The organism is Sphingomonas faeni (assembly GCF_030817315.1).
GTDB lineage: Bacteria > Pseudomonadota > Alphaproteobacteria > Sphingomonadales > Sphingomonadaceae > Sphingomonas > Sphingomonas faeni_C.
Genome location: NZ_JAUSZF010000001.1, coordinates 669,318 through 681,443 on the forward strand (window position 1 = coordinate 669,318; position 12,126 = coordinate 681,443).

The 12,126-nt window shown below is 65.7% G+C and carries 11 protein-coding genes and 2 tRNA genes; 6 read left to right on the forward strand and 7 right to left on the reverse strand.

All coding sequences use genetic code 11. The features are described from left to right. Positions 1-29: 29 nt before the first annotated feature. Positions 30-890, forward strand: a complete 861-nt coding sequence (locus QFZ54_RS03130) for a response regulator (RefSeq protein WP_307084316.1) — start codon at positions 30-32, stop codon at positions 888-890. 104 nt (positions 891-994) lie between these two features. Then, positions 995-1,837, forward strand: coding sequence for an amidohydrolase family protein (locus QFZ54_RS03135; protein WP_307084318.1), 843 nt, complete (start codon positions 995-997; stop codon positions 1,835-1,837). On the opposite strand, the gene QFZ54_RS03140 is transcribed toward QFZ54_RS03135, so the two are convergent. The 4 genes from QFZ54_RS03140 to moaA all read right to left on the reverse strand — a co-directional run bounded on the left by QFZ54_RS03140 (position 1,834) and on the right by moaA (position 5,605). Next, on the reverse strand, positions 1,834-3,270 hold the full coding sequence (locus tag QFZ54_RS03140) for a mannitol dehydrogenase family protein (RefSeq protein ID WP_307084320.1): 1,437 nt from the start codon (positions 3,268-3,270) through the stop codon (positions 1,834-1,836). The two genes, QFZ54_RS03135 and QFZ54_RS03140, sit on opposite strands and share 4 nt — an antisense overlap. 382 nt (positions 3,271-3,652) lie before the next feature. Beyond that, a tRNA-Asn gene (locus QFZ54_RS03145) sits at positions 3,653-3,727 on the reverse strand. Positions 3,728-3,815: 88 nt separating this feature from the next. Further along, positions 3,816-4,595: an NAD kinase gene (locus tag QFZ54_RS03150; protein ID WP_307084322.1), complete on the reverse strand. Its 780-nt coding sequence runs from the start codon at positions 4,593-4,595 to the stop codon at positions 3,816-3,818. Then, positions 4,592-5,605: a GTP 3',8-cyclase MoaA gene (gene moaA / locus QFZ54_RS03155; RefSeq protein WP_373458428.1), complete on the reverse strand. Its 1,014-nt coding sequence runs from the start codon at positions 5,603-5,605 to the stop codon at positions 4,592-4,594. The genes QFZ54_RS03150 and moaA overlap by 4 nt, the downstream gene beginning before the upstream one ends. A 124-nt stretch (positions 5,606-5,729) precedes the next feature. Between moaA and QFZ54_RS03160 the strand changes: the two genes are divergently transcribed. The 4 genes from QFZ54_RS03160 to QFZ54_RS03175 all read left to right on the forward strand — a co-directional run bounded on the left by QFZ54_RS03160 (position 5,730) and on the right by QFZ54_RS03175 (position 11,046). Continuing rightward, positions 5,730-7,403, forward strand: coding sequence for an EAL domain-containing response regulator (locus tag QFZ54_RS03160; RefSeq protein WP_307084326.1), 1,674 nt, complete (start codon positions 5,730-5,732; stop codon positions 7,401-7,403). A gap of 7 nt (positions 7,404-7,410) precedes the next feature. After that, positions 7,411-7,833: a YybH family protein gene (locus QFZ54_RS03165; RefSeq protein WP_307084328.1), complete on the forward strand. Its 423-nt coding sequence runs from the start codon at positions 7,411-7,413 to the stop codon at positions 7,831-7,833. Positions 7,834-7,866: 33 nt separating this feature from the next. After that, a complete protein-coding gene (locus QFZ54_RS03170) occupies positions 7,867-8,853 on the forward strand; it encodes a DUF2891 domain-containing protein (RefSeq protein WP_307084330.1) in 987 nt (328 codons plus the stop codon). Positions 8,854-8,931: 78 nt separating this feature from the next. Next, positions 8,932-11,046 (forward strand): prolyl oligopeptidase family serine peptidase, encoded by a 2,115-nt coding sequence (locus QFZ54_RS03175; RefSeq protein WP_307084333.1) that lies wholly within the window; start codon positions 8,932-8,934, stop codon positions 11,044-11,046. A gap of 58 nt (positions 11,047-11,104) precedes the next feature. On the opposite strand, the gene QFZ54_RS03180 is transcribed toward QFZ54_RS03175, so the two are convergent. The 3 genes from QFZ54_RS03180 to QFZ54_RS03190 form a co-directional block, all read right to left on the reverse strand. Continuing rightward, a complete protein-coding gene (locus QFZ54_RS03180; protein WP_307084335.1) occupies positions 11,105-11,359 on the reverse strand; it encodes a hypothetical protein in 255 nt (84 codons plus the stop codon). 276 nt (positions 11,360-11,635) lie between these two features. Continuing rightward, positions 11,636-11,711 (reverse strand) — tRNA-Ile (locus QFZ54_RS03185). A gap of 136 nt (positions 11,712-11,847) precedes the next feature. Further along, positions 11,848-12,114: a hypothetical protein gene (locus QFZ54_RS03190; protein WP_031393308.1), complete on the reverse strand. Its 267-nt coding sequence runs from the start codon at positions 12,112-12,114 to the stop codon at positions 11,848-11,850. Positions 12,115-12,126: the final 12 nt, after the last annotated feature.

A 12,126-nucleotide genomic window follows, 5' to 3' on the forward strand; every position in this document is an offset into this window, starting at 1 on the left:
CGGTCGAGCGACCACCCGTATGCGGAAACATGCTGGACAAACGTCGGGTCCACGCGACCGGCATGATCGCGAACCATCACGGCTTGCCCGGCCCTGCTTCGTACGTTCCCCATGAGAACGCCTTTGCCACCACCGAAGCAGAGCGCCCGGACGGCGCGCGGATCGTCGTCGTCGACGATGATCCTGGCCTGCGCGACTTGCTCACCGAGTTTCTCGTCGATCACGGACTTCGGGCGGAGGCGGTGGACAGCGGGGCCGCACTGCGCACGCTACTGCGACGGTCGTCCTGCGACCTGGTCGTCCTCGACATGATGATGCCGGGCGAGGACGGGCTGTCGGTGCTCAGGACGCTCGTGCAGGATGCCACCGCGCCCGCCGTCATCATGTTCTCCGCGCTGGGCAGTGAAGTCGACCGCGTCGTCGCACTCGAACTGGGTGCCGACGATTACGTGACCAAACCGTCCAGTCCGCGCGAGATCCTCGCGCGAATACGCTCGGTATTGCGACGGCGGGGCACGCGTCCAGCGACCGTGGAGGCTAGTCACGTCGCGGACTGCGCGCATCCGGGCACGTGCGACATTTTCGCGTTCGCCGGATGGACGCTCGATTGCCGGATGCGCGTGCTTCATGCGCCGGACGGAACGGCTGTCCGGTTGACCGACGGCGAGTATCTTCTGCTCCACGCCTTCGTCTCCGAGCCGCAGACGGTGCATTCGCGCAACGACATGATCGCGCTGTCGGGACGTACCGAGAGCATGGCGCGCGGACGGACCATCGACGTCAACATCAGCCGATTGCGCCGCAAGTTGCTTGCGTTCGACCCGACCGAGATCATCCGGACGGTTCGCGGCAACGGCTATGTCTTCATGCCGACGGTCGTATCGAGGTAGCGCGCGGACCGGGACGCGATTGCTGCACCGGCATGCACACGGTAGTTTCAGCGGATGCAGACATTCCCGCCACTCGACAGACGTACCGCACAGTGACCGGCGCCGTGACCCGCATAGACGCACACCAGCATTTCTGGTCCTATTCGCCCGCGGCGTTCGACTGGATCGATCCCGGCAGCGTGCTTGCGCAGGACTTCGTCCCGGACGATCTGATGCCGTTGCTCGACGATGCGGCAATCGACGGCTGCATCGCCGTGCAGGCATGCCAGACCGATGCGGAGACAGACTGGCTGCTCGACCTGGCGGCGGCGAGCCCGCGCATCGTCGGCGTGGTCGGTTGGATCGATCTGCGCGCCGACGACGTGGTGCAGCGGCTTCAGGCTCGCGCCGCCTCGTCCAAGCTGATCGGTTTTCGGCACATCGTCCAGGACGAGCCGGACGATGCATTCCTGCTGACTCCTGCCTTCGTTCGTGGGGTCCGTGCGGCCCTGAAGCAGGGCTTCAGCTACGACATTCTCGTCAAGCCGCGGCAGGCGATTCATGTCCGTCGATTCTGCGATGCCGTTGCGGCGGGCCTTTCGGATGCTCCACGACTGATCCTGGATCACGGTGCCAAGCCGGATATCGCGCAGGGTGGCTGGCACCCATGGGCGGACGCGATCGCCGACATGGCGCAGGTTCCGTCGCTCTATTGCAAGATATCCGGCCTGGTAACGGAAGCGGACCACGTGACATGGACGGGGGACCAGATCGCGCGGTACCTCGACCATCTGCTTGCCTGCTTCGGTCCGGATCGCCTGATCTTCGGGTCCGATTGGCCGGTGTGCCGGCTTGCTGCCGAGTATCGCCGGGTCGTCGATCTGATCGAGGACTTCGTCACGCGCGCCTGCCCAGGTGCGCGTGACGGGATCTTCGGTGGAAATGCGGCGACAGCCTATCGTCTCTAGCGCTCCACGTCCGACCATTCGCCGCGGCCGATCCGTTCCGCGGCGTCGGCAATGGCGGAGTGGGCGGCAACGTCGTCGCGGAGTTCGGCTGGGAAACCTAGCCCGGCGTCGAGGAGGCGGGCGACGACATCTGCGGGCGTGCCTTCCCTTGCGGCGGCCAAGAGACGATCGCCGGCCGGGTCTACGATCGCCATACCCTCCCGTGCGCGTCGGATCAGGAAGGCGACCCATGCGCCGAGCGCGGTCACGATCCCGGTCGGCATCCGCCCCGCCCGGCGGTTGGCGATCAGCGTATCGCCGAGCCGGTATGGCAGCTTTTGCGAGCCGTCCTGCGCGATCTGGTCGAGCCGGTGGATGATGACCGGATTGCGGAACCGCTGGAGTACCGCGGCGCGATAGGCATCCAGATCGAAACCGGGGGTGCGCGGCAACATCGGGATGACGTCGTCGCGGATCATCGCATCCACGAAGCGGGCAAGCGCCGCGTCGGCCATCGCGTCGGCGACGCTCGCGGCACCGCGCAACAGTCCGATATAAGCGAGCGTCGAATGCGCGCCGTTCAGAATCCGCAGCTTCGCCTTCTCATAGCTCGCGACGTCGCTGGTGATCGTCGCACCCACCGCGGCAAGATCGGGGCCGAGCGGGGCGCCGATGTCCTCGATGACCCACTGGGCAAAGGACTCTCGCTGAACGGCAGCCAGATCTTCGAGGCCGATCGCTTCGGCGACGCTGTCGTACAGCGCGCCATCGGACGCCGGTGTGATCGAATCGACCATCGTCGACGGGACCCGCACTTCGCCGTCGATCCAGTCGGCCAGTCCCGCATCGCGCGCCTTTGCGAACGCGACGAGCGCGGCATGAAGTTTGGCACCGTTGTTCGCGAGATTGTCGCACGGCATCGGCACGAACGGCACTATCCCGGCGTCTCGGCGAGCGGCGAGGCCAGCGACCAGCCACCCGACGAGGCTGCGTGGTGTCCCGCCGCCGGCGAGGTCCTGCGCGATGTCGGGATGCGAGAGGTCGAGTGTGCCGTCGGCCGCGAGGCAATAGCCCTTCTCCGTCACGGTCGACGTCACCAGCCGGATCGCGGGATCGCCGAGCAACGCTAGCGTCTCTGCGGCATCGTCAGGGCCCAGGAACCGGCGATGCGCGCCGATCACGCGGTTCGAGGACTCAGCGTCGCGTATCGCGAGCGTGTAGAGGCCGTCCTGCTCGGCAAGCGCTGCGACGGTTCCTTTGCTGCGCATCGACACCGCCGCGATCCCCCAGCGGGGATCATGCCCCAATACCGCGTCGATATACGCTGCCTGATGGGCGCGGTGGAACGCTCCCGGCCCGAAATGCACTATGCCGACCGTTGGCAAGGGGCGGCCTCGCGGGCTTTCGATCGTCGATGGCAGCTGGTCCAGCGTCGCGTGATTAAGTCGTGTCAAAGCGTTACCCCGAAATTCCGAATTGCGATTTGCGTTCGTCGCTGCGTCCCGCACCGCGCCTGCCGACTTTGGCCTGTAGGTAACCGCCGTGTCTACGGCGTTCGCACTGACGTTCCCCGGTCGCGTGGCAGTCGGGACCGACTATCGGCCGTTATGCATGAGTCAGCGTCGGCCGATTGCGACTACTCAAGGGGCAGCAAAGCCAGTGCCGTATCCCGGCGTGGTCGCGAATGCGATCTTCGACAGGCCGATCTTGGCATGGCCGTCCGTGCGGGGAATATCCACCGCGGGCGGGTCATCTGCGCTTACGATATGGGGATGTGCTCGCGCTTGGCGCGAGCCGGCAAACAACTTAGACCCGGCCATTTCTACAATGGCGGGGTGGCTCCCTGAGTAGGATTCGAACCTACGGCCACTCGATTAACAGTCGAGAGCTCTACCGCTGAGCTATCAGGGATCGTTGCCGGAGGCGGCTCTATAAACGGCCAGTCGGGCGATGCAAGCAGGTTTGTTTGAAAAAGTGAAAGTCCGGGACGAACCGCGGGTCAGGCGACGAACTGTTCCATCGTGATGCGGTCGTCGAGCGCGTGCTCGGGATCGAACAGCAATGTGAGTTCGCGGGCGCGGTCCATGCAGATGTCGACCTGAGCGACGTCACGGATCTCGCGCTGGTCGGCGACCGCAGAGACGGGGCGCTTGCCGGGGTCGAGCACGCGGATCCGGATGCGTGCCTTGTCGGGCAGGATCGCGCCACGCCAGCGTCGGGGGCGGAATGGGCTGATCGGCGTCAGCGCGACCATGCCCGAGCCGAGCGGCAGGATCGGGCCGTGCGCGGACAGATTGTATGCAGTCGAGCCGGCGGGGGTGGCGACAAGGATGCCGTCGCAGGCGAGTTCGGCGAGGACGATGCGATCGTTCACCGTCACTTCGAGATTGGCGGTTTGGCGTGTCTCTCGCAGGAACGAGACTTCGTTGATCGCCGGCAGCGTGTGCGTGCGACCGTCGACGCCGATTGCCGTCATGCTGAGCGGGATGACCTTGAAGGGTTTTGCACGCTCCAGCCGGTCCGTAAGGCCGTGGTGGCGCCATTCGTTCATCAGGAAGCCGACCGTACCGAGGTTCATGCCGAACACGGGGACGGGCGGCTTGCGGCGTTCCAGCATCGTGTGGAGCGTCTGGAGCATGAAGCCGTCGCCACCGAGCGCGATGACGACGTCTGCTTCCTCGACGGGCACCCACTCGCCCATGTCGGCGAGTTCGGCCTGGGCGGCACGAGCGGGCGGGGTGTTGGACGCGACCAGCGCCCGCCGCTCGTACAGGCTCATCCGCCGGTGACGCTCATGTGGCGCGCGACGGCGGGACCTTCGCCCTGGCCGATGCGGAAGTCGTGCGCCTTGGGCTTGGCGAACAGGCCGGCGTCGATCGCTTCGTCGAGACCGGCGGTGCCGCCCTCGCGTAGTGCCGCCTTGAGATCGACCTGGTCGTCATGGCCTAGGCACATGTAGAGCTTGCCCTCGGTGGTGAGACGGACGCGGTTGCAGCCGTCGCAGAAATTGGCGGTCAGCGGCGAGATGAGCCCGAGCCGGGTCTTCGTGCCGTCGACGTTCCAGTAGCGTGCGGGGCCACCGGTCTTGTGTGCGTCGCGGGCTAGCGTGAATTGCTGGCCGAGGTCTTCGAAGACCTTGGTCAGGGGGAGGAAGCGATCGGTACGGTCCTCGTCGATCGCACCCAAGGGCATCGTCTCGATCAGCGACAGGTCGAAGCCCTCGTCGCGGCACCAAGCCAGCATAGGTCCGATCTCGTCCTCGTTGAAGCCCTTCAACGCGACCATGTTGATCTTGATCGCGAGGCCTGCGTCGCGCGCTGCGTAGATGCCGCCGATAACCTGCGACACGTCGCCATGGCGCGTGATGTAGCGGAAGCGTTCGGGATCGCGGCTGTCCATGCTGACATTGACGCGGCGGATACCGGCATCGACCATCGCGTCGGCATGCTGCGCGAGGCGCGTGCCGTTGGTGGTCATCGTCAGCTCTTCCAAGCCCGAACCGATGTTGTGGCCGAGGCGCTGGACCAGTTCCGCCACATCGCGACGAACCAGAGGCTCACCGCCCGACAGGCGAATCTTGGTGACGCCGCGCGCGATGAAGCGCTCGGCGATGATCGCGATCTCTTCAAGGCTCAACAGCTTGCTGCGCGGCAGGAAGGTCATCTTTTCCGACATGCAGTAGCGGCAGCGCAAGTCGCAGCGGTCGGTCACCGAAATGCGCAGATACTTGATCGTGCGACCATGCGTATCGCGCAAAGGCTTTTGCTCGAGGGTTGGTGCCATCGTCATCCCCTCCGAGCTAAGACGTGACTGTCCCACTAACAAGGCCGGATCGGCTGGTATTGGATTGGCGCGCGGCGATGCGGCGGCTAGGCTCGCACCGATGGAGCGGGGTGCGACGGATATGGAAGACATGCAGATGGCAACGACGCTGTTCGCGGTATCGTTCCGTCAACATGATGAGATCGCGGAGATTTTGGCGAGCGCAGGGGCCGGTGCGGGATGGCGGGCGGCGGTCGCGAACGATGCCGACGGGTTGGAGCGACGATTCCTGGCGAGCCGTGCGGCTGTGGCGTTGATCGATGCGCGCGGTGCGCTCGACGACGGACTGTCGGCGACACGCAGGCTGGGTGGGATCGTCGCCACCAACGGTGCCGCGTTGCTGGTGCTGGTGTCACGCGGCGACGTCGAGGCGATCGGCGAATTCTTCGATGCCGGCGCGACGCAGTTCCTAGCCAGCCCCGCCAGCGATGGCGAACTCGTCCAGGCGCTGCGGTTCGCGGGGCGTTACGCCGCTCGTGCATCCGGTGGCACGATTGACCGGCGCGCGATACCGGGCGCTTCGCCGTTCGACAGGGAAACCGGCGAAGCGCGGCGCTGGATCGTAGGGCGGATCGCCGAAGAAAGTCCGGTGACGGTGGTGCTCGTCGCGCTGTCGCGGCTCGATATCGTCAACGCGGCGCATGGCCGGCCTGCGGTGGATGAACTGATCGAGGCTGCGGTGCTGCGGGCGGAAACGGTCGCGCGTGGGGCGATCGGCGTGGATGCGATGGTCGCGCGGCTCGGCGGGTCGGAGTTCGTGCTGGTGATCGAGGCGGCGGGGGCGGCGGTGACGGCCGCGATCACCGCGCTCGATGCGGCGCTCGCGCGGCCGTTCGCGGTGGCGAATACGCGTGCCGTCCTCGGCTGCCGCTTCGGTGTGGCGCAGCGCCAGCCTGGCGACGATGCGGCGGCGTTGCTGCGTCGTGCGAGCGAGGCGCTGGCCGAGGCGAAGGCGAGCGACGGATCGGTGCTCCACGTCGCGCTGCCCGACGGGGTCGCGCCAATCGATGCGCTGGCGATCGACCTGCACCATGCGATCGAGCGCGACGAGATCGACCTGCGTTGGCAGCCACAGGTCGAGATCGCGAGCGGCAAGATCACCGGGGTAGAGGCCCTGGCGCGCTGGAACCACCGGGTGCTCGGGCCGCTAGGTGCGGATACGCTGTTCGATGCCGCAGACCGGGCCGACCTGGGCATCGCTTTGTCGGACCATATCCAGCGGCTGGTGCTGGCGCGGGCGGTTGCATGGCCGGAGGCGCTGGGAACGTTGCGCGTGTCGCTGAACCTGACGGCGGCGGATATCACGCGGCCGGGGTTCGGCGCGCTGTTCCTGGCGCGGATCGACGAGAGCGGGTTTCCCCGCGGACGGCTGACCGTCGAGATTACCGAGACCGGGCTGATCGAGGACCTTGCGGCGGCGGCGGCGTTGCTCGCGGAACTGCGCGGGGCAGGGTGCCGGGTGGCGATCGACGACTTCGGCACGGGCTATTCGAGCCTCGCCTATCTGAAGTCGCTGCCGCTGGATTACGTGAAGATCGACAAGGCGCTGGTGCGGGACATCGATGGCAGTGCGCGCGACCGCGTGGTGGTGGCCGGGGCGATCACGATGGCGCGTTCACTGGGACTGGCGGTGATCGCCGAGGGTGTCGAGCGGCCGGCGCAGCTCGAGCTGCTCGCCGCGGGCGGGTGCAGCCTGTACCAGGGCTTCCTGCTGTCCGAACCGGTGGGTGAGGCGGCGTTGCTGGAATTGATGGCGCGGGAGTGACGAACTGATGCGACGCACGATGCTACCCCTGGCGATCATGGCGATCGCAGCGCCTGCGATCGCGCAGACGCCGGCCGAGATCGTGATCCGCAAGGCGATGGAGACTAGCGCGGCGGGCTGGAACGCAGGCGATCTTGCGCGGTTCATGGACGTCTATGCCGAGGATGCCGTGTTCGTGACGCCGAAGGGGTTGCTGCGCGGCAAGGAGGCGATCTCCGCCAAATACCGGCCGAGCTTTCGCGGGACGGGTAACGCGCGCGGCAAGCTGTCGTTCGCGTTCCTGGAAATGCGGGGCCTCGATCCGGCGCATGCAATCCTGTTCGCGCGCTGGACACTGACCGGGCCGTCGACGAGCGAATCCGGGATGACCACGCTGGTGTTCGAGCGGCGGGGTGCGGCGTGGAAGATCATTTCGGATCACAGCAGTTGACCGGATGTCCGACGAACGATTTGGGATGACGCGATGATACATGCGCTCGACCGCGCGACCGCGGCGCGATTTGCCGGGCTGACGCTCGGGCACCTGACCCGCGAATGGCCGTACAAGCTCGACCAGGTGCTGGACGGGCCAAGCGACCTGGCGCTGCCCAAGACGTTGCATCCGGTGTTCCACGGCAGTTTCGACTGGCATAGCTGTGTGCATGGCTGGTGGCAGGTGATGCGGCTCGCGCGGCTGTACCCGGACATGGCGGAAGCCGCGGCGGTCGAGGCGCTGGCGGACCGGATGCTGGTGCCTGCGTTGATCGCGGGCGAGGTGGCCTATCTCGACCGGCCGGGGACAGGCGGGTTCGAGCGGCCTTATGGCTGGGGGTGGCTGCTTGCCCTGCATGACGAACTGGCGCGGCGGCCCGATCGGCCCTGGGCGGCGGCGATCGAGCCGCTCGCGCGGGCATTTGCGGCGCGGTTTGCGGCGTATTTGCCGAAGCTCATCTATCCGGTGCGGAGCGGGAAGCATGACTGCACCGCGTTCGCGCTCGTCCATGCGCTGCGCTGGGCGCGGACGCATGACGCGTCGTTGGCCGCGCTGATCGAGACGCGTGCGCGCGACTGGTACGGCGACGATCGGGATTGCCGGCCGTTCGAGCCGAGCGGGGAGGATTTCCTGTCGGCGACGTTGTGCGAGGCAGCGTTGATGAAGGACGTCCTGGGCGGCGATTTCGCGCCGTGGCTGGCGGCGTTCCTGCCCGACCCGTTCGGTCCGGCGACGGCTTGCCTCCGCGCACCGGCTATCGTCAGCGACCGTTCGGACGGGCGCCTCGCGCATCTCGACGGCGTGAACCTGTCGCGCGCATGGTGCTGGCGGACGATCGCCGATGCCTTGCCCGATCCGGTAGCAGCCCGCACGATCGCCGACGTACATCTGGCCGAGGCGCTGCCGCATCTCGCGGACGATTACATGGGCGAGCATTGGCTGGCGACGTTCGCACTTCTCGCGCTGGAGGCCGAGTGATCGCGGTTGGCGGGAGAGAAGGGGTTAGCAGAGCGGGCCGGGCTGCCTAAGGTCGCATCATCGAACGAAAAGAGAGTGATGATGCAAAGACGCCTGCCGTTCCTGGCCTTGCTGGCCCTTTCGACGACCGCGCTGGCACAGACGCCGGCCCCCGCTACCGATCCGAACCTGTACCTCGAGGATATCCACGGCGCGCGTGCGCTCGATACGGTGAAGCGGTGGAACACGCGGTCGCTCGCCGCGCTGGAGGCGAAGCCTGGTTATGCGCGCTATCGCCAGCGCGCGCTCGACCTGTTGCAAGCGGATCGCCAGATCGCGACGCCGGACCAGATCGTCGGCGATCAGGTGCTGAACCTGTGGCAGGACAAGACGAACGTGCGCGGCCTGTGGAGGGTCGCGTCGCTGGCGTCGTTCAGCAGCGGCAAGCCGGTGTGGCGGACGCTGATCGACGTCGACGCACTGGGCAAGGCGGAGGGCAAGAGCTGGGTGTGGAAGGGCGCGACGTGCCGGTCGCCGTCCTACGATCGCTGCATGGTCGCGCTTTCGAACGGCGGCGGCGATGCGGTCGAGGAGCGCGAATTCGACATTCCCTCGGGCAAGTTCGTCGCGGACGGCTTCGTCGTGCCGAGCTTCAAGACCCGGCTGAACTGGGCGGGTCCTGACGCGCTGTATGTCGCGACCGATTTCGGTACCGGCAGTCTTACCAAGTCCGGCTATCCACGAACCGTGAAGCGCTGGCAGCGTGGCACGCCGCTTGCCTCCGCAACGATCGTTACCAGCGCGATGCAGGACGATGTCGGGATCGACAGCGATGTCTACACCGAAGCTGACCGGCGTTACGCGGTCGTCTCGCGCAACGTCGATTTCTTCCATTCGAAGCGGAGTCACGTCGCCGACGACGGACGGCTGGTGCCGTCGCCCTTGCCCGATGATGCGGTCTTGAACACCGTGCTCGATGGTCGCCTGATCGCTACGCTAGCCTCCGACTGGCGCGGGATCGCGAGCGGCTCGGTGGTGGCGTACGGCATCGCCGACGTGCTGGCGGGGCGTGCACCGACAATCGAGCGCGTGTTGGTGCCGACCAAGACGCAGGCGGTGGAGCAGGTCGATTCGAGCAGGTCGGTGCTGTGGGTCAAGATGCTCGACGATGTCTCGGGGCGGCTGGTGTCGCTGACGCGCGGTACGGACGGCGTCTGGACGCAACGGGTCGCGGCGCTGCCTTCATCGTCGACGATCCACCTCGATGCGACTGCGGGGAAGGACGACGTTGCGTTTGCGATGGTCGAGAGCTTCCTCAGCCCGCCCGCGCTGTATGCCGTCCGCCCCGATGCCAAGCCGGTCGCGGTCGACACTTTGCCCGCGCGCTTCGACGCTTCGACGATGCAGGTGGAGCAGCGGTTCGCGACCTCGAAGGACGGCACGAAGATCCCGTATTTCCTGGTGCGCAAGAAGGGCACGACCGGACCGGTGCCTGCTCTCGTCCACGCCTATGGCGGCTTCCGTAATGCGCAGACGCCGACCTACCTCGTCGACCAGCCCTATCGGTCGGGTCCGGCGGGCCTGTTCTGGGTCGAGGAAGGCAACGCGTTCGTGCTCGCCAACATCCGCGGCGGCGGCGAGTACGGGCCGCGCTGGCACCAGATGCCACTGCGCGAGAACCGGCAGAAGGCGTATGACGATCTGCATGCGGTCGGCGACGACCTGGTGCGGACCGGCGTCAGCGCCAAGCGGAAGATCGCGGTGTCGGGACGGTCGAACGGCGGCCTGCTGGTCGGCGTGGCGATGGAGCAGCGCCCGGATCTTTACGGAGCGATCGTGATGGGATCACCGCTGCTGGACATGCAGCGTTACTCGCATCTGTCGGCGGGGGCGTCGTGGATCGGGGAATATGGCGACCCGGACAAGCCCGCGGACTGGGCGTTCATTGCGCGATACTCGCCATATCAGAATTTGAAGCGCGGCGTGAGATACCCGACGCCGTTCATCTATACCTCGACCGAGGACGATCGCGTCCATCCAGGTCATGCGAGAAAGTTCGCGGCGCGGCTGGAGGCTTATGGCAACCCGTTCTTCTATTACGAGAACCCGGAAGGCGGCCATGCGGCGGGTGCGGACAAGATCGAGGATGCGAAGCGCGCTGCGCTCGTCACGGTGTATCTTAACACCCAGCTCGGCACCGGTGCCATCCGCTGAATGTCGCGTACCGAAATACGGTACGAATGGGCCGGTGCGTTAACACCGGCCCGGACGATCAGTTGCTGTCCGAATCGTCGTCGTCGCCGTCGATCGCGAGATACAGCGCGCCGCCTACGGCGACTGCTGCGAGTGCGACTACGATGAGGCCACCGTCAGCAAAGTTGTTCTTCTTGACGGTCGCCGTGCCTGCGCGAGCCGACTTCGCAACCGACAGGCTGCTGACCGAGCTGGTCTGTGCGGCGGTAGCGGCGACAGGTGCGGCGACGAGCGCCAGGCCAGCCGAAGCCATGGCCAAAGATTTGATAAACATTAAGCATCTCCCGTAGCTACGACGAGGATCGTCGCAATCCACGTAAATGCCTGTACCTGACACTTTGTTCAGAAACATTGAAAATCTACTGACTATCGATCATTTGGCGCAATTCGCCGTCTAAAGCACGTCAAGTCGCGGTGATGTGAGTTCGTTTACAGGATCTTAACTACACATCCGCTTACGGATGGACGCTAAGGCTCATGAAAGATTGAGGAATTCAGCTGTGCGCACTTCGGTGCGACCGATCTCGTTCTAGCGGGATCCGGGAAGGGTTGGTGGGCCCGGCAGGAATCGAACCCGCAACCTAGCCGTTATGAGCGGCCAGCTCTAACCGTTGAGCTACAGGCCCCACCGGCGCCTGCGTTAGCGCAAGCGGACATCCCGCAAAAGAGCGCACAAGCAAAAGGACAAAGAAAAAGGGCGCTCCCGAAGGAACGCCCTTTCCGACACTAAATCCTATCGAGCGTAAAAACGCCCGACAGATTTTAGTTCATGTTGTCGGTCTTCTCGTCGGCAGCGTCACGGACGTTGTCGGCAGCTGCGTTCATGTTGTCAGCAGCGTTCTCGAGCACGTCGGTAGCGACTGCGTTCGAGGTGTTGTCCGCCATGGCGTCCATGTTGTCAGCCTGCATTTCCATGTTGTCAGCCAGCATGTCCGCGTTGTTCTCAACTGCGGCGGCTTCTGGCGACTTGCTGCAGGCTGCGACGGACATCAGGCCGGCGGCAGCAGCGATCAGAACGATCTTCTTCATTCGAATGCTCCC

Bases quoted from the DNA above. Each gene is read 5' to 3' on its own strand.
- QFZ54_RS03175 (WP_307084333.1), top strand. From the start codon at position 8,932: ATGATGCAAAGACGCCTGCCGTTCCTGGCCTTGCTGGCCCTTTCGACG.
- QFZ54_RS03170 (WP_307084330.1), top strand. From the start codon at position 7,867: ATGATACATGCGCTCGACCGCGCGACCGCGGCGCGATTTGCCGGGCTG.
- QFZ54_RS03130 (WP_307084316.1), top strand. From the start codon at position 30: ATGCTGGACAAACGTCGGGTCCACGCGACCGGCATGATCGCGAACCAT.
- QFZ54_RS03150 (WP_307084322.1), bottom strand. From the start codon at position 4,595: ATGAGCCTGTACGAGCGGCGGGCGCTGGTCGCGTCCAACACCCCGCCC.
- QFZ54_RS03180 (WP_307084335.1), bottom strand. From the start codon at position 11,359: ATGTTTATCAAATCTTTGGCCATGGCTTCGGCTGGCCTGGCGCTCGTC.
- QFZ54_RS03160 (WP_307084326.1), top strand. From the start codon at position 5,730: ATGCAGATGGCAACGACGCTGTTCGCGGTATCGTTCCGTCAACATGAT.
- moaA (WP_373458428.1), bottom strand. From the start codon at position 5,605: ATGACGATGGCACCAACCCTCGAGCAAAAGCCTTTGCGCGATACGCAT.
- QFZ54_RS03190 (WP_031393308.1), bottom strand. From the start codon at position 12,114: ATGAAGAAGATCGTTCTGATCGCTGCTGCCGCCGGCCTGATGTCCGTC.
- QFZ54_RS03165 (WP_307084328.1), top strand. From the start codon at position 7,411: ATGCGACGCACGATGCTACCCCTGGCGATCATGGCGATCGCAGCGCCT.